Source organism: bacterium (genome assembly GCA_022616075.1).
Lineage (GTDB): Bacteria > Acidobacteriota > HRBIN11 > JAKEFK01 > JAKEFK01 > JAKEFK01.
The window spans coordinates 17,108-34,530 of sequence record JAKEFK010000019.1; the positions used below are offsets into that span (position 1 = coordinate 17,108).

The 17,423-nt window shown below is 48.3% G+C and carries 17 protein-coding genes; 2 read left to right on the forward strand and 15 right to left on the reverse strand.

Annotated elements, in window-relative coordinates; genetic code table 11:
- Window position 1 precedes the first annotated feature (1 nt).
- The 10 genes from L0156_01485 to L0156_01530 all read right to left on the reverse strand — a co-directional run bounded on the left by L0156_01485 (window position 2) and on the right by L0156_01530 (window position 8,107).
- Window positions 2–610, reverse strand: a complete 609-nt coding sequence (locus L0156_01485) for a hypothetical protein (GenBank protein ID MCI0601666.1) — start codon at window positions 608–610, stop codon at window positions 2–4.
- Entirely contained in the window at window positions 579–1,196 is a 618-nt protein-coding gene (locus L0156_01490) for a hypothetical protein (protein MCI0601667.1), read from the reverse strand. The genes L0156_01485 and L0156_01490 overlap by 32 nt, the downstream gene beginning before the upstream one ends.
- Window positions 1,193–1,810 carry a hypothetical protein gene (locus L0156_01495; GenBank protein MCI0601668.1) on the reverse strand — a complete coding sequence of 206 codons (618 nt, stop codon included), beginning with the start codon at window positions 1,808–1,810 and terminating at the stop codon, window positions 1,193–1,195. Before L0156_01495 ends, L0156_01490 begins: the two co-directional genes overlap by 4 nt.
- Window positions 1,807–2,772: a pilus assembly protein PilM gene (pilM, locus tag L0156_01500; GenBank protein MCI0601669.1), complete on the reverse strand. Its 966-nt coding sequence runs from the start codon at window positions 2,770–2,772 to the stop codon at window positions 1,807–1,809. Before pilM ends, L0156_01495 begins: the two co-directional genes overlap by 4 nt.
- Window positions 2,773–2,774: 2 nt before the next feature.
- On the reverse strand, window positions 2,775–4,397 hold the full coding sequence (locus L0156_01505) for a GspE/PulE family protein (protein ID MCI0601670.1): 1,623 nt from the start codon (window positions 4,395–4,397) through the stop codon (window positions 2,775–2,777).
- A gap of 19 nt (window positions 4,398–4,416) precedes the next feature.
- The gene (locus L0156_01510) at window positions 4,417–5,640 is read right to left on the reverse strand and encodes a type II secretion system F family protein (GenBank protein ID MCI0601671.1); all 1,224 of its coding nucleotides are present in this window, start codon (window positions 5,638–5,640) and stop codon (window positions 4,417–4,419) included.
- A complete protein-coding gene (locus tag L0156_01515) occupies window positions 5,640–6,275 on the reverse strand; it encodes a hypothetical protein (GenBank protein ID MCI0601672.1) in 636 nt (211 codons plus the stop codon). Before L0156_01515 ends, L0156_01510 begins: the two co-directional genes overlap by 1 nt.
- A gap of 86 nt (window positions 6,276–6,361) precedes the next feature.
- Window positions 6,362–6,856 carry a hypothetical protein gene (locus L0156_01520; protein MCI0601673.1) on the reverse strand — a complete coding sequence of 165 codons (495 nt, stop codon included), beginning with the start codon at window positions 6,854–6,856 and terminating at the stop codon, window positions 6,362–6,364.
- The gene (locus L0156_01525) at window positions 6,846–7,427 is read right to left on the reverse strand and encodes an RNA polymerase sigma factor (protein MCI0601674.1); all 582 of its coding nucleotides are present in this window, start codon (window positions 7,425–7,427) and stop codon (window positions 6,846–6,848) included. Before L0156_01525 ends, L0156_01520 begins: the two co-directional genes overlap by 11 nt.
- An 11-nt stretch (window positions 7,428–7,438) precedes the next feature.
- The gene (locus L0156_01530; GenBank protein MCI0601675.1) at window positions 7,439–8,107 is read right to left on the reverse strand and encodes an outer membrane lipoprotein carrier protein LolA; all 669 of its coding nucleotides are present in this window, start codon (window positions 8,105–8,107) and stop codon (window positions 7,439–7,441) included.
- A gap of 252 nt (window positions 8,108–8,359) precedes the next feature.
- Here L0156_01530 and L0156_01535 point away from each other — a divergent pair, with 252 nt between their 5' ends.
- On the forward strand, window positions 8,360–9,346 hold the full coding sequence (locus L0156_01535; protein MCI0601676.1) for a radical SAM protein: 987 nt from the start codon (window positions 8,360–8,362) through the stop codon (window positions 9,344–9,346).
- A gap of 3 nt (window positions 9,347–9,349) precedes the next feature.
- Here L0156_01535 and L0156_01540 read toward each other — a convergent pair whose 3' ends face one another.
- Together L0156_01540 and L0156_01545 are read right to left on the reverse strand one after the other, a co-directional pair.
- Entirely contained in the window at window positions 9,350–11,809 is a 2,460-nt protein-coding gene (locus L0156_01540) for an AMP-binding protein (GenBank protein ID MCI0601677.1), read from the reverse strand.
- Window positions 11,810–11,978: 169 nt separating this feature from the next.
- Window positions 11,979–12,713 (reverse strand): fibronectin type III domain-containing protein, encoded by a 735-nt coding sequence (locus tag L0156_01545; protein MCI0601678.1) that lies wholly within the window; start codon window positions 12,711–12,713, stop codon window positions 11,979–11,981.
- Window positions 12,714–12,862: 149 nt separating this feature from the next.
- On the opposite strand from L0156_01545, the gene L0156_01550 reads away from it, so the two are divergent.
- A complete protein-coding gene (locus tag L0156_01550; protein ID MCI0601679.1) occupies window positions 12,863–13,312 on the forward strand; it encodes a DUF1761 domain-containing protein in 450 nt (149 codons plus the stop codon).
- Here L0156_01550 and L0156_01555 read toward each other — a convergent pair.
- Genes L0156_01555 through L0156_01565 form a run of 3 tightly spaced genes read right to left on the reverse strand, consistent with a single transcriptional unit; the run spans window position 13,309 to window position 17,314 of the window.
- Window positions 13,309–14,745 (reverse strand): FAD-dependent oxidoreductase, encoded by a 1,437-nt coding sequence (locus L0156_01555; GenBank protein MCI0601680.1) that lies wholly within the window; start codon window positions 14,743–14,745, stop codon window positions 13,309–13,311. The genes L0156_01550 and L0156_01555 overlap by 4 nt on opposite strands.
- Window positions 14,742–15,356, reverse strand: coding sequence for a carboxymuconolactone decarboxylase family protein (locus tag L0156_01560; protein MCI0601681.1), 615 nt, complete (start codon window positions 15,354–15,356; stop codon window positions 14,742–14,744). Before L0156_01560 ends, L0156_01555 begins: the two co-directional genes overlap by 4 nt.
- A gap of 2 nt (window positions 15,357–15,358) precedes the next feature.
- Window positions 15,359–17,314: an arginine--tRNA ligase gene (locus L0156_01565; protein MCI0601682.1), complete on the reverse strand. Its 1,956-nt coding sequence runs from the start codon at window positions 17,312–17,314 to the stop codon at window positions 15,359–15,361.
- Between the last annotated feature and the right edge of the window lie 109 nt (window positions 17,315–17,423).

Consider the following 17,423-nt stretch of genomic DNA (forward strand, 5'->3'; position numbering starts at 1 on the left):
TTTATCCACCCTGATTTCCCTGAAAGCGAATCGTACTGCTTTGATTGTTATCTAAGAATCCTAGCTCAACACTGTCTTCTGATATTTTTAGTACACGATACTGATTTGCGATCACATCGTTGACACGACCCATGTAGACTTCCTTACCATCTGTTAGAAATACGACCGGACCTTTCGGCTCCGAAAGATAACCAATATACCGGAGCGTAATCTGAGGAACCGGTGGTGGGGGCGGTGTGCAGTCCTGCGGACAATTTGTAATGTCCTCGCCTGCTTCACACCCGCCGTTACCGCAAACTGGATCCGGTGGCCGTGCAGCTTCCTGAGCTGCCGCGATCTGCTCCGGCGTAGGTGGTGGCGGCCCGGGATTAAAGAAGCTAAAAATGTTTCGTTTTACATCATCAAACGGCTCTCTTTCTTCTTTTAGCTTGTCCGAGATTAGCAACGGATCCTCTGAGACCCCATGGGATCGAACTCTATTTTGCTCGCGGCTACGCGCAGAAACCCCCGACGAAGAATTCCATTGCCGAAAATTGACTACGATCAACGCGAATACAAGTCCGACAAGAATATAGAAGTTACGGTTGCGAAACACGTCTCCGCTTTGCATTTGCACTCTCTTTTAGTTCTTCATCCCTTAAGTATGTAGAAAGTTGAAAGTTTAGAGTCACATTCTCTCCAGATCTGGATTCCTTTTCGGCGGAAAGATCCACGCGGTCAAGTATCAAAAAGTACTGGGAACGTTCAATGTCATTAATAAAACGGCGGATTTCTCTGTACGCACCCTCCACCGGCAAAGCCAGAGAAAAGTGCCGCAGTCCGTATTCAGACAAGTCATTGTACTCATAGTCGAGTCCACCCCGTTCTACGCTCAAAGAACCGGCCAGGTCCTGTAACTCCTGCCGAATCGCCGTAACGCCGACCTTTTTCTGCGCAAGCACCTGGTCATACATCATCTCCAGGTCCGTTCGCGCTTTTTCCAAAGCAGCAAGTCTTCGTCTCAAAACTTTGATTTCGTTTTGTTGTGCTCCGATCTGGTTTCTCTGCAGCGAAAAACTTGTCTGCAATTTTGAAATTTTTTGCTGTTCTGGAAGGATGATGAAAAGGAATGCAATCATATTTAACACAAGCAAAAGCAAACCGATGTAAACGAAACGAATGTTTTTCAAAAGTAGGCTGATTCTCTCAAAGTTCATTGTGCCTCCTCCGTTTCCACCAGGAGCGCGGCTTGCGCACTGGAAGTCCGCGCTCCCTCTGGTTCCTGCGGGATATAGATCAAAGAAACAGAGAATAGAATCTGTTGATCGCCGCCTCTTTCCCCTTTTAAAACAACGTTGGAGAAAGCCTGGTCTCTTTCCAGCATGCGAACAAGCTCCAGCATGTCTGCGAGACTTTGCCCGGCCATTTCCAGATTGATGGCGATATTGTCCTCGCTTACGGAAGGAATTACGGAAATCATCTTCACAGTCGTGGGAAGCACTTCCTCAAAATGATCAAAGAGAGCGGTCCAGGAAAAAGTGCGTCTCTTAATTGCATCGTTCATGAATTCGGTTTCTGCAACAAACTCGGGTGTCTTGATGGCGGCAATTTTTGATTGGAATTCATTCGCCTTCGTTTCCAGGTCATGAAGCTGTTTCTGTTGATTTACGATGGTGTTGTTCAGCTCGCTGTTCTTTGAATAGGAGCTGGTGAGACTCACGAGATTCCATGTTGTAAAAGTGACGACCACAATTCCAAGAATGATGCAGCCAAGAAGGAACAGGGAGTAATTTTTTATTGGAGCCGACGCTAGATTACTTCGAATGATCATAAAAATTCCACCTTTCTGCTCATCAACAGTCCCAGAAGCGGAGCAAACATTTTGGCTTCGCGGCTTGTGGCGGCAGGATTGAGAATCACACTCTTCAATCTGTGAATCTGTTCAAGATTCCGGCATAACTCTTCGCCGCGCTCGAGAGCATAGACAAACGCGCGTTCTAGTTGCTGCCCCGCCAGCTTGTCCTGATAAAACATCATAGCTGGATGGATTTCGGCCAGCGCTTCATCGATAAGGCCATCGTGCCTCTCCATTTCACGGCTTCGAAAAAACATCAACTTCTCTTTTTGTGTAATTGCCAGGGAAATGTAATCGCGGTTCAGATTCACATACAGATGATCTTCCTGACCCCACCCGTTCGTACGGATTTCCGTGTGAGCCAGGTTCATAAAATTGAAAGTGGCAAGATCCACGAGACCGCATTCGCTGCCGGTCACAGACTGAATGACTTCCTCATATTGATGAAGGACCTGTGAATTCATCACAGCAACCCACAGACTCCGAGAATGATATTCGGAAGCGCCGGAGTCCAAAAAGTAACTGATCTGAGCATCTTCCACTCGAAACGGGATGCTTTTTTTCAATTTAAATCGCAGCAGTTCCATGCATTCTTCAGGATTTGCAGGAGCGGATTCCAGAGTTACAGAAAACGCCAGAGCAGCTCGATCCTGAACCAGCAAACACACCTTGGGGGAACGGTTCCGGTTGCGGGACCAGAGATCCTTTAACGCCTCGGCCACAGGCTCCAGTTCTAAAATGTTCGGCTTGAAAGGACTGACTTGAACCGCCCCGGCTGGAAGAGCAACGGTATCCATGTGATCCACATCGAGCTTTCCTTTTCGCGCGCGAACCACTGCAAGCCGGATACAATCCGAATTTATCTCGATTCCAACATTCGGATAAGCGGGTTCATTGAATATATGCTTCCATGTTTCCACGAACGAAGTTTTTGCCATTGCTATTCCACGAAAGTTACTTTGTTAATTTCCCGTAGTGTTGTTTCACCTGTAAATACTTTTGCCAGAGCTGATTCGCGCAGAAAGGTCATCCCTTCCTCGCGCGCGGCCCTTTTGATTTCCGCAGTCGACTTAATTTCCAGCAGCACTTCTCTCATCCGGTCGTTCAGCTCGAGAAGTTCCGCGATAGCGGTTCTACCCTTATATCCTGTTCCTGCACAATCAATGCAGCCGGCGCCTTCATAGAAAATGTGATTGGCATACTTGGTCGGATCGAGCCCGGATTCCTCCAGCAGCTCACGCGACGCTTTCATCGGGTGCTTGCAGTTACCGCAAATCAATCGAACAAGCCGTTGCGCCAGGACGCAATTGAGCGCCGAAACAAAATGGTACGGTTCAATCCCCATGTTCAAAAACCTGCCCAGAACATCCACGACATTATTGGCATGGACCGTTGTAAATACAAGATGTCCTGTCAGAGCGGACTGGATGGCAATCTGCGCTGTTTCCGGATCGCGGATTTCCCCTACCATGATTTTGTCCGGATCGTGACGCAAAATCGACCGGAGACCTCGCGCGAACGAAAGTCCTTTCTTTTCGTTCACCGGCACTTGGGTGACTCCGGGCAATTGATACTCCACCGGATCCTCAATCGTGATGATTTTGTGTTCAATGCTGCGAATCTCAGAAAGAGCGGCGTACAAACTGGTCGTCTTGCCGCTCCCGGTCGGCCCTGTTACAAGCACCATTCCGTAAGGCTCTGAAATGTATTTACGGATCTTGCGGAGAATTACATCTGAAAAGCCGAGCACATGCAGTTTTAAATCAGAGAAATTCTCATTGATCGATTCTTTATCCAAAATACGAATTACGGCATCCTCACCATGAACGCTCGGCATGATCGAGACACGAAAATCGATCGCTTTGTTCTTTACTCTCAACTTGAAACGACCGTCCTGAGGAATCCTTTTTTCGGCAATATCAAGCTCTGACATAACCTTGATACGCGAAATAATTGGCGCATGATATTTACGGTCGATCGGTTCCATTGCGTACTGTAAAACACCGTCAATCCGGTATTTAACCAGAACATCAATGTCCTTCGTTTCAATGTGAATGTCACTGGCCCGGCGCTGAATTGCGTTGAAAATGATGCTATCCACCAGCTTGATCATCGGGCTGGAATCGGTTGTCAATTTATCGATCGTAATCGATTCATCCGAGTCTTCATCATCCTGCAGAATCTGCATGCGAAATGTTTCGGTGGCTTCTTCCAAAACACGCTGACTGCTTTCCGACTTTTTCAGGATCTCCTGGACCGCGCTCTGCGTCCCGACCAGCATTTTCACCCGCACCCCCAGTTGCAGCTCCAGCTCATCCACCATCAGTATGTTGCTGGGATCGGATACGATGATCGTTAGAGTTCCATTCTCCTTTTTGTAAGGGACAAAATTGTAACGGAACATCAGATCCACCGGGATTGTTCTAAAAAGTGCATGATCGATCTGGAATTCTTTCGTCTCTACAAACTCCACTCGATATCTCTCAGCAAGCTCCCGTGCCTGCTGCACCTCTTGCAGATATGACATTTTTTTCTCTTCACCATTGATAACCGTATCCGCCATAAACTTCTCCTTGTCCCGCTTACCTTACCGACACGTTGTACAGGTTGAACAGCGGGTAATACATTGCAAGCAAAATTGTCGCAACCAGGGCACCCATAAAAATCAGCAGAACGGGTTCCACGATTGCAAGAACATTTGTAAGACTTGTGTCAATCTCTTCATCGTAAAAATCAGAAATGTTTTTTAACATTTCCTCCAGTGCGCCTGTTTCTTCACCAACCTTGACCATTTCTATCGCCATCTGCGTCATCAGTCCTGTCTTTTTCAAACAGGACCAGAGCGGTTCCCCTTCTTTTACACCTTGGCTTACTTTCTTTAACTCAGCAGAGACGAGCCTGTTTCCAACCGAGTCTGCAGCCACATCCATTGCATTTACAAGCGGAATTCCACCGGCAAGCAGAGTGTGTAAGGTCCGCATGAGTTGTGAAATAGAAAACTTGCTCCAGACTTTCCCAAGATAAGGCAAACGCAATTTTAACCGGTCCATGCGAATTCTGGCCTTTTCGGAAGTCCTTAAATAAAATTGAGTAACCGCGATCCCCAACACCAAAGCAGGAAGCATCCAGATAGCATTTGTTCTGACAAACAGAGCAATCGACACCAGCAAGGCCGTGATCCAGGGAAGCTGACTGGAAAGTCCTTTATAGAAATCTGAGAATTTGGGAATCACATATCCCACCAGCACGCCAATAACCGCAATAGAGAGAAGCAATAGAATCGCCGGATAAATGATGCTGGATGTAACCTTGGTACGAATGGACAGCATGATCTTGATATAGCCCAGGTACCGCCGGATGACCTGCTCAAGCGTTCCGCTTTTCTCGCCGGCCAAAATGCCTGCAGTATAGACTTTTGGAAAGACAGCCTGATGTGATGCGAACGCCTCCGACAGCGATGTGCCGGATTTCACTTGCCTGTAAACATCTTCCAAAATCACGCCGAAAGCAGGGTTATCCGTGCGCTCCATGAGGAGTTCCAAAGAGCGCAAAAGAGGAAGTCCTGCGTGGATCAATGCAGCAAACTCCTGATTGAAAACCATGAATTCCTTGTCGGTTACCTTTTTCCGCCGGATTGTGAATAGAGACTTCAGCAAAGGAATTGCATCAAACTTGCGTTGAATGCGGAAAACGTAAAAACCCTGCTCCTCCATTTGTTCCCGAAGAGCTTTTTCCGATTCGGCAAAATAGGATTTTTGCAGGATCTCACCGTTTAATGTTCCATACTTACATTGATATTGAGCCATTATCTCTTTACCTTCCCTAGCAAAATGATCAACAACGCATGATCGCTCTCTTCAAAACGGCTCGCACCTAAAACAAGCGTCTCGGCATTGCGTAAGTTTAACGTAACGGAAAGCAAGGGGGCCATCGACTCTTTTGCGCGTCCCTTTTTCTTCCTTTTCAGCTGAAAATTTTTCAAACGTATGATTCCATTTTCTTCCTGAACGACATCCGTCAGAAAACTGACTTGATATTCCTTCGCGAGATTCAAGATCGCGCTATGCCCCTCTTCAGAAGTGATGAGGCCATTATCGAGCAACGTGTAACTGTTAAACCGTAAAACTTCGCCAATCTTGCCAATATCCTTGATCTCCTGAGAAACGGCCGGCGCGCTATCCAGTCTCCTCGCCAAAACCAGCTTGATCGAAACCTCGACAGAAGGCGGGGGCGTATCGAAAGCGCTCACAGCCATCTCGACCTGCCTCAAATTCTTCTCGTAATCCTGAACGACAATCGTTCTGATATGCGGCTGCATCGTAACCGCTCCCTTCTCACTTAACAAACCGTTGATCAAAGAAACCGCTTCCTCGACTTTTCTGAATTTAATCGTGAACGCTTTCGTGATAATTGTTTCTTCTGCGAAGAGTGTCGTAGACAAGAACAAAATTAACACAGAGACGCAGAGACGCAGAGATAAAAAATGTTCTAATCTCTGCGTCTCCGCGTCTCTGCATTGAAAAATCTTCATAATTCCATATCAGGATCGAAAACCATCACGATTTTTTCCTGTTCGCCCGATTGAAAAATGTAATAGCGCGCGTCCGGATTCTCCAAATTTTCAATCACGGGATAAGAGGGCACTTCGTTTACTGGCAACACTGGATTCGCCGCGCGCGAGGTCTGCGCGGAAGAAACCACAGCTTTACCCTCATCACGAATGGGCCGGCCGTATAAAAGGATCAAGAATCCCACAAGGAAGACAGCCACCCGGCGGAGCGGATGATAAGGAATCGGTCGCTCCAAAACCCTTCTTTTTTGATGGAGAGAATTCCAGAATCCAAGCCAAAAATCTTCAGGTAGAGGTTCGTTTTGTATATCGAATAGCAGTTGATCCGGAGCTGAGTTCAACACACGCGTGCGGCAGGCACGGCAGTATTGGACGTGCAAACGGCAGGCTTTTAGTCCTTCAGGATCCAGTTGATCCCAGACTTCAGGATCAGGGACGCTGTTACATTCCATATTCCGGGAAAAATTCCTTAACTTTTTTCCGGAATGACTCTTTGGCTTGTGAAAGGAGGTTACGCACCGTGGATTCCGTGCAATCGAGCACCCGCGCGATGTCAGAGATTTCCATTCCTTCTACCTCGCGCAAAACAAGGACAATCCTTTGTCTCTCCGCAAGCAAAGGCGCGATGCGAAGAAAGATTTTTCGGATATCCTGGTTGAGATCCAGCTTGTCAGGAGTAAGAGGAATCTCCGGCAATGGTTCGGAGAGCTTCCGCGTGCGAAGAAAATCAATCGCGCAGTTGGCGGCAATTTTTGTGATCCACGCGCCAAAAGGTTTTGAATCATCATAGTCCTTTAATGAATTCCAGGCTTTTAAGAAGCACTGCTGAACTATGTCGCGAGCGTCTTCGTAATCCAGTACCAGATGATATGCCGTCCAGTAAACCCGGTCCCGATATTTTGCGACAATCCATTCAAAAGCTTCAGAGTTTTCCGTGAGACAGATCCGGACCAGTACCCGATCGTCCGGAATCTCTTCTCTCTCTTTCTTACGAAAGAAAAACAGCTTTTGTCTAGTTTTCACCCGGCCCGCCATTAATTTTCGTCCGCCTCTCGTCTTTGGAGGATTACATCGGTTCCCGGTGGGGCCTGGAAGATAAAGAAATTGGTGGGCAAAGGAGGGTTTTCTCGAATGTTAGTAAAGCGGTATTCCGTTCTGTTATCATAAGAATCAACCACAACCAGTCTCAAAATAAGATCTCTGACAGGATCGACCTCTACAATAAGATACTCGAAATCCGGTTGCTGTTTAACCGGAATCAGCTTCACCAGACGTGAACCCGGCCTGGGATCCGCCCATTGAGCCTTGAAATCTTTGGCAAAACTGCCTCTTCCGGCAAGAAAAAGCGCGGGGGATTGCTGGTTATGATTATCAACGGCACTCTTCACCACCTGCTTATCCTCGGGAACATAATAAAAATAGAATATGCCGTCACTGACGAATATCTTCTTTTCAGGTTGCTTATATTCCCACTTCATCAGACCGCCTTTGCGCAAGTAAACGACACCAGATTCGGTTCTTGTGCTCCCTGAAAAACGTTTTGATTGATAGCTTTGCGAGAAATCCGCCTGGAGGGCTTCCATTGACTGATACTTGTTTTGTAGTTTATTGACGAGATGGTTGAGAGAGGGGTCCGCAAGCGCCAACAGGGGAAAAAGTAATGAGCAATAAGTAATGAGTAATGAGATACGGAAAATAGACATTGTGTTCCCTTGTTTAGACAGGATTTAAAACATAACATTCATGTGATAAAACATCAAACATCAGATCAGAGTCTAACAGGACGTGGGCAAGCCGAGGAGCGGCTCTTGCTATTTGCGTTTTAGAGGATTCATGATATTGTTGGTTGGCGCAGCACCTGTTAATCCATACATAATAAGCATTTATCGTTCTAACTGAGGTGCGCTATTATTCCTTTACATGTCCGGTTAACTCGCCGGATACGCGAATTTATCATGATCGGCCGTGGTTTAGCCACGACACGCCATCCTATTCTTGCTCACATTGTCCCGATGCGTCGTTGCAATCTGGCTTGCACTTACTGTAACGAGTTTGATGACTTCTCCGCTCCGGTTCCCGAAGAAATCATGAAGGAACGGATCGACCGGTTGGCCGATCTGGGTCTTACGGTCCTGGTGATCAGTGGCGGCGAACCTTTAATGCACCCGCAACTGAACAACTTGATCGCTCACGGCCGGAAGCGTGGAATTTTGACCGGACTCATCAGCAATGGATATTTGCTGAATGTGGACCGTATCAAAAGATTGAATCAGGCTGGATTGGATCACCTGCAAATCAGCATCGACAACATCACTCCCGATGAGGTGTCCAAGAAGAGTTTGAAGGTTCTCGACAAAAAGCTTCAGATACTGGCAGAGCATGCCCATTTTGGGGTCAATGTAAATTCGGTTATCGGTGGAGGGATAAAGAATCCGCAGGATGCGGTAGTAATCAGTGCGCGTGCAGTCGAGCTCGGTCTCACAACCACTCTTGGCATTATTCACAATGGCGCCGGACAGCTTTTGCCATTAACCGCTGAAGAGCAAAAGATTTACGAACAACTTCGGGACAACGGTAAGCGGAGCTGGACCCGTTTTTACAAGTTTCAAGATGATATCGCCAAAGCGCGGCCGCATCAGTGGCGTTGCCGGTCCGGGAGCCGTTACCTTTATATCTGCGAGGATGGCCTGGTTCATTACTGTTCCCAAAAACGTGGTTTCCCAGGCATACCGCTCGCTGAATACACACGCGAACACATTCTCCGGGAATTCAATACCAAAAAACCTTGCGCGAAATTCTGCACGGTCGCCTGCGTGCACGTCGTTGCAACCTTTGACAACTGGCGAGCCCCACAAACCGAAAGAGCTTTCGTTCCTTACGAGCCGGAACCACAGCCGGAAGACGTTACAACTCTAGCGAACCTGCCGACTGCGTACGATTAATAATCAAAGTTGCGCGGACGTCTCGTCCGCGGAGTTTGCAGGCGGGACGCCCGCGCTACTTTGCTTATACAATGCTTCTAATTCCGTAGTAATCTCTGCGGGTGTTTTGCCGGAAAAATCGACTGGTTTGCCGAAATGAATGCGGATGATTCCCTTCTTCTTCGGACCGCGCGAATGAATGGGCCAGATTTCATAAGCGCCACACAAGAAGACGGGCACAACCGGTAGCTTTGAATAATTCACGAGCACTCCGATTCCATGGCGGAACGGTCTTAGCCTCCCATCCGGAGTTCTTTCTCCTTCAGGAAAAACCAACGGCGAATAACCTTTATCCACAAGCTCGCCGGTCAGTTCAATGGCTTTGCGGAGTCCGACACTGGTTGGCGGCAACGGATAAATATTGAAAAACAAACCAGCGGCGTAGAGATCGATCCATGCTTTTCGAAAACCCATGGCAGGAGCCAGTGAAGTACGCCAGCGAAAAGAAGGAAGCGCTTTGAGAATGGCGGGCGCATCCAGAATGCTTTGATGATTGGACACAAAAAATAACGGAGGTTTTAAACCCGTGAGATTTTCGAGACCCGTGACCTGCACCGTCATGCGCAAAGGCATTACAGGAAAAACAAGCGTGTACCAGGAAAGATAGCGCACCAGACGTATGGGGAACCAACGCGTCCACCTCCAATATGGATATGAACGAAGTAGCGTGAGCGTCTCGCCCGCGGAAGATTTTTCAATCAAAGCCGAGACATCACGCAAAGTTTTTGCACTCGCAAATGCCACTTCATCTATTTCCGTATTGCCGGACGATTCCAATTCCATCAACAATTCCACGCGATCCAGAGAGCTCAATCCAAGATCCTGATCCAGCCGCTTCTCCCCGGCTACTCCGGAGAGCAGTTGCCTCACCAGATCCTCCGGACTCTCTTGCTGCCGCGAAGACGAAACAATTCCACTTGCGATCGCCAAACGCTTTAACTTGCCCGTTGATGTTCTGGGCAATTCAGAATCAGGCCATAAACTGAAGGATTGGATTCGCTGAAAACCTTCCAGCCTTGCATTCGCCTGACTAACAATCTCTTCGATTGCATCCGGAGCCGCGTTATCCTTTAAGATGAAAACCGCGTGAACCACCGATCTGGATCCAATCTCTTTGGAAACAACCGCTGATTCCGCCACCCGTGGATCCTCATTCAAAACATCTTCCACATCCTGCGGATAAACATTCAAGCCTTCTGAGGTTACGATGACTTCTTTTTTCCGTCCCAGAAGCTGAAGGTTTCCCTCCGAATCGAATTGCCCCAAATCTCCGGTATGCAACCAGCCGTCTCTATAGACTTCCTGCGTAGCAGATTCATTGTGAAAATAACCGGGGCTTACGTGCGGCCCACGCACCAGAATCTCGCCGTCTTCTGCAATGCGAACTTCCAGGCCGGGCAATTTCTTGCCCACAAATCCCGGTTTGATTCCTTTGAACGGATGCGTAATCGTGATCGAAGGAGCCGTCTCGGTGAGACCATATCCTTGAATGACAGCGTAACCCAACTCTGACCAGAATTTTTCTTCTTCCATGGGAAGCGTTGCGCCGCCCACAACAAAAGCCCAGAACTTCCATCCGAATTCCTGATGAACCTTTCGATACTTCCACCAACGAGTGAGAATGGTCACAACAGGTGATCGCTTCTTTTCGCTGCTCATTGGTTTCACTTCATACTTCTTCGCAACATACTTCCGCAGAAGGCTCAACTCCTGCGGAACGCAAACGATCACGGATACACGATGCGTTTTCGCCGTTTGTACGATTTGAGAAGCCGCAGCGGATGTGAAAACCAGCGTGCCTGCCAGCATCTGCGGAATGAAGAGTCCCATCACCTGACCGAATAAATGGCTTAGTGGAATCAAGTGGACAAATCTCAGCGGTGAAAAGGGCGCGGCGAACTTCTTGTATTTTTGATACTCCTCATGGATGGGTACCAGATTGGCAAGCAGATTTCCATGCGTGATCATCACGCCTTTCGGCTCTCCCGTTGTGCCGGACGTAAAAATAATTTCGAGCAAAGTATCCTTATGTGGATCGGAAGCCGGCCATGCAGGGGATTTTCCAGCTTCTTTCAGCCATGCATTCCAGTCGCTCCCTTCCTCATCGCTGCAAACGAGTTTCGCGTTTGTAATTTTCCTTATTTTCTCTACGTAATCGCGAGAAAAGGACGCATCTATGGGAACCACAACAATCTTCAATAGAAGACACGCGTAAAACGTCATCATCCATCGAGCGCTGTTATCACCCCACAGGATGACCTTGTCCCCTTCCTGCAGAGCGTGTTCTTGAAAAGACGCCGCAACATTGCTGAGGCCTTGTTCCATTTCAGCGTAGGTGTATTTGCGCGCGCGAAAGGGAGACTGTTCGATTACAGCAACGCGCTTGGAATGACGATCAAAGGAAAGGAAATCACGAAGAACCATCGCTCATAGAATAGCTCATGAGGGATGTGTTCAAACAAAGTAGCGCAGGCGTCCCGCCTGGAGCTGGCGCAGACGAGGATGCGTTCAAACAAAGTAGCGCAGGCGTCCCGCCTGCGAGCTGGCGCAGACGAGACGTCCGCGCTACTTTGCTGAATTGATTCACAGAAATCTACTTTGTCTTGAATTCACCTTCAGAGATTGTCTGATTGCCGTTTGCCTCGATTGCCAAAACCTCAAAAATGTATTTTGTGCGCGATTCCAGAAACTCCGGCGAAACCGTCAAGCTCGTGGCAGTACCCGGAACAAAAACATCAAAATGGCGCAAAGGTTCTCCTCCTTCAACGATCACCTGGTATTGAACAATCTGAATTCCGGCAGGAGTTACAACCGGATCCCAACGGATTACAGTATTCTCAGGATCAACTCGATCTTTTTTCTTCGGGCCGATAATCGAGGGACCATCCGGAAATCTATGACTGAACGGTACCGTGCCCACCACCGTGTCGCCCTCCGTATTTCTGCCGATAAATTTGTAATCCCCTTCCGGAAACAGCGCGAGAAACTCCGGGACCGAGAGATCATTGATCGAAGGTTCGTGGCTTTCGAAGAAGAGCTCAGTCATTCCAAGCTTTCTCACATTCGTCCGCCCATCCACTTCGAAGATGAGTTTTCCATTCGGGCCAATGATATTGATGGTCTTCCACGGATCTGCATCCAGGAACATTTGAACTCCTATATCTTCGGCCGTTGAGTTAAACTCGATAATCAGTTTCGCAGCCTTGAAAGGTACTTTTGCGTTCGAACTGGAATCACCCGCCGAAAGTTCCGTACCAAAGGCAAAGACTGCAATTGAAAAAATGGTTGCGATCAGCATCAGGCTGACGTTAAGTCCTGTCATTTTCATCTTAGTTTCCTCCTAGTGTTTCTACTCAATTAGAGAGTATGAGACGCCAGGATTGCCCGTAACTTTCACGATCATTACGTTTTCGAAAGGTGGTTGCCCGGGGTGGAGGAAAAGATCATATACTAAAATGAGAAGGACAGAGGTGGATCATGAGCAGAGTGAAATTTTCGGCCGTTGGTGTAGTGGCAGTCGTATGCTTTTTGATAGGCGCGCTTTGGTATAGCCCCTTACTCTTCGGGAACCTGTATTTCGCTCTGCGCGGCATCCAGCCCGGAGCCACCTCAGCCGGTACCCCATCGCCTGGTGAATTGATCGCAGAAATCGTACGTTGTTTCGTGGTTGCATACATTTTCGCGTATTTCATTCTGCGTCTTGACATCCAGAGCGTAGGGGGCGCGTTGAAACTCGCTCTTCTGGTTTGGATCGGCTTTCAGGGTTTCGTGCTCATCGGCTCGGTGATTCACGAGGGATATCCTGTGAAGCTATTTGCAATCCATGCGGGCGATGCACTCGTCAAAGCCATCACCAGTTGCGTAATCCTTGCGCTTTGGCACAAACGCGCTGCTCAAGTAGAAAGCCCGGCAAGAAAAGAAGTTTAGACTCGCAGGCTGGCTTTGATTTCTTCACAGGCACGAACGCCGGATTCGATGGCACCGTTCATGGAGGCACGAAACGGAGAGGTATGTTCACCTGCAAAGAATACACGCCCTTCAGGTCTGCGTGCGAGCTCAAGAAAATCGATATCCTGTCCAACACCTGTAAACGAGTAACTTCCTTTGATCCAGGGGTCCTCATTCCAATATTTAGTGATACCGCCTTCAAAGTTGCGCCCCGCTTCAGGCCAGATTTTAGAAATCTCCTGGAGACTGACAGCCATCCTTTCACTTTCGCTTAAGGTTCCCAGTTTTTTGGCGTCGTCACCGGCAGTAAAAGACATCAGGATTCCACGCGGGCCCGGTTGATCGATAGACATATGGTAGATTCGGCGAAGTCGAGTGTCTGTAAAAACTCTCTGACCGAGACTTCCCTGCTCATTCCAAAAGCGATTTTTGTACTGCATGGCGATCTTCATTACCTGTCCATAGGAGAGCTCTTGAATGCATTTCATTTTGCTCTCTGAGAAGGATTGAATGATTTCAATTTCTCGCAGCACTTTGAATGGGATGGCAATCACCAACCAGGGTGTGCGAATGGCGTGGACCTGTCCCTGTTCCTCGAACCAGACCTCAGCGCCGTCAGCATTGTGAGCAATTTTGCGAACGGGGCGCTGATAATGGATTTTAGTCGATAGAGCTTTCGCAAACGCCTTTGGCAACTGATCGTTTCCTCCCAAAATGCGTCCCTCATTTTGTTGTTCACTAAAATCAGATTGTTGGAGGTGACTCCGAACCATCGTGAGAGCGGACATCTGTTCCGGAAGCGCGGTGCTTTCTGTTGCATTAAGGTAAGTGTACAGATCGATGACATCCTTCGGTGCGCCTTCGCGAGTTAATAAATCGGCGACAGAGAGCTGGTCAAGTTTGAGAATCTCCGGCGGCAGGACTTTCGCATCAGTAATTTTTTCCAGCAATCTTTTCGTATACTGCATTTCCTGGCCGAAAAGAACGCCCGGGCGCGTCCCTTTGAATGGGAGCGATTCCCGCAATTTCTTGAAAGATTCGATCCTGAATCTTTGACCGCGAACAAAAATACCATCATAGAGCTTTGCGGTAAGCACTTGAAGTCCGAATTCTTTGCAGTAACGATGATCGTATTCATCAGATGCATCTACATATTCGGCGCCCATTTCAGCATACAGATCATCCGAAAAAGGATCGCGATACGTACGAACACGACCGCCTGGATGCGATCGCGCTTCTAATACTGTCACACCAAAACCTGATTTGTTCAGTTCATATGCCGCAGCCAAACCAGCAAGACCGGCGCCCAAAACAAGCACCTCTTTTCGGGACTCTTCGGCTCGAACGCCTCGAAATGCAAGTGTTGCGGCGGCTGCAGCGGCACCATGCAGAAACTCACGCCGTGTGATCATTGATTTGTCACCCGAGTCAGAATGACTTTAAAACGCCGATAGGTATCTTCTTCAATGTAAGGCTGCACTTCTTCAAACACCGAAGAGACTTGTTGCGGTGAAGCACCCACGTTCAAAGCTCCGCGCACGTGCGAGTAAAACTGGCGTTCGACCTGCAAGACCGCGGTCATCGCTACGATCAATAGCTCACGCACAACCGGCGAAAGGAAGGGCCGCGATAAGACTTTGCCGTATCCTTCCTGAATCATCCAGTCGGACAGATCCGGATGGAGTTGTTTCATATTCTGAACTAACTTTTCATATTGTGAACCATAGATTTTCTGGCAAAGTTCCTCTCCGCGCCGTTGCCAATGTTCATATGACGCGGATTCTTCGCGTAAGAATTCAGTATTGCCGGGTGCCAGATCGTTCAAAAGTATAAAAGCGTTAATTGTGGCTGCATATCCGGCAAACAAATAGGTTTGTAATACGGCTTCCCGGATCTGCGTGATGGGCAGGCCTCCTTGCAAGGCTTCCTGAAATTCTTTGCGCAATCCCGGTTCGTTGCGAAGGGCCACACAACTGCTGATTCGAACAAGTGCGAGAATCTGTTCCAGGGAAGGATCCGGCACGTCTACATCCTGGCGGGGACCGGAATTCCAAGCAGTCTTAGATTGATTTCCATCGCGGAACGAAACAAATCCACGACCGCGATGCGAAGAAGCTTCTTGTGTTCGTCCGGCTCATGAAGAATGGAATATTTGTGATAGTAATTGTTAAAAGCCTGAGCGAGCTGGAAAACATACTTTGCGAAATAAGAAATTTCGAGCGATCGTAGAGTCACCGCGATAATGTCTTTCATCTTGATGATCTCCAGAATCATTTTCCAGGAATCCTCACTCTCCTCATCCTTTCCGCCCAGAAGCTTTAGCGACTGCAGGTAGTCTTCCGCAGGACGTGAGGAAACATTAAAGCCGCGCTCCGAGAGTTTACGAAAAATGCTTTGCGACCGCACCATCGCATACTGAAGGTAAGGGCCTGTCTCTCCTTCAAAGTTGAGCGCTTCATCCATATCAAACGTGATGAGTGTATTTCGCGTGTACCGGAGCATGAAGTAGCGAAGCGCTCCGGCGGCGATGATTTTTGCCAGCGAACTTTTTTCTTCCTCAGGTAGCTCAGGATAAAGCGGTAAGATCCTTTCGAGCGCGCGCGCCTCCAGACGATCCAGCAGATCATCGGCTTTGACTCCGAGGCCTTTGCGTCCTGACATTTCCACGAATGCTTTCTGTTGTTCTTCTGCGGAAAGCGTAAAGCCAAGTTCGGCTGCTGTTTTTGGCGAAAGCGTCACCATTTCGTACGAAAAATGAATCGAACGGCTTGCCTGTTCCAGATATCCGAGTAACTGCAATCCCTGCGCGACAACTTTTTGCAAATAGGACTGGCGCTGGTCGATTACATTGTAAACTGTGTCGGCTCCTCCAAAAGATGGCGCGCCCGGATCGCCATCTGAAGTGCTGGTGGTCCAGATTACGGAACCATCCGGATTCCTGTCAAAAATTTTGTATTGAAAATCCAAACCGAGCAGACCGAACTTCCAGAGCTGATACGCGATGTCTTTCCCGACATAAGTAACCGTGCCGTTGGATCGCACAATGATTTTGTCGGGATTTTGCATGTCATCGAACGTTTCACTGCCTGATAAACTCATGATCCAGCAGCCTTTGTTTTTCCCTTCCTCCACTTTTACAATGGCGCCCTTTTCCTTCAAAAGCTCAAAGGTCTTCTGCCAGAAATGGAGTCCGATGATGTCACTTTCGTGCGGGAGGAGCTGATAAGTAATTCCAAGACGGAACATCGTTTGAAGATGCGAAAGGATGATGCGTCTTGCAATCTCCTGTGACAAACTGAATGTAGGCTCTTGCCGTTCTTCCATTGCTTTCAAGGTATTCTCACGAAAGACCCGGTTCTCCGGTGACTCTTCAATCCAGTGATGCGTCTCGGCGTATAAATCCCAGAAGTAGTAATCAATCTTTTCTTTGATCTGGGGGAGATCGTTGATCGACAAATCCTTGCGTTGAAATCCCAGAACCACATCGGCCAGCTGCACTCCGGTATCGTCAATGTAATTCTGCACTTCCACTTTCCTTCCGTAGAATTCAAGTAGCCGAACAAGAACATCTCCCAGACACGCATTTCTCAGATGTCCCACATGAGCAGCTTTATTGGGATTGATGTTGGTGTGTTCCACAATCACTTTTCCGGGCAACAACGGCTCAGCTACCGGCCGGTTTTGATACAACTCCTGCGCAACGACCGTGCGGTCTAACCGGAAATTCAGGTAGCCATTTCCTGCAACCTCAACCTTTTCGATCTCAGGAATTTGCGGAAGGGCTGATGCAATCTCTTCAGCAATCACTTTTGGATTCTTTCGAAGTGTTTTCGCAAGCTTTAATGCAATGGTGTTCGATAGATCCCCCATGCTCGCGTCCGGATAAGCGGACTCGGGAATCGCCGGGTCTTCGAGTTGATAGAGTTTCCTGAGAGCATCCCTCAAAGACGTTTCAATTTTTTTCTGGATGGCTCGAATCATGGCCTATAGTTTAAACGCCAAGACGCCAAGTCGCCAAGCTCGCCCTACGAGTTGCGAAGAACGGCAAGTGGATCTGTGCGGATGGCTCGAAGAGCCGGAAAGAATACCG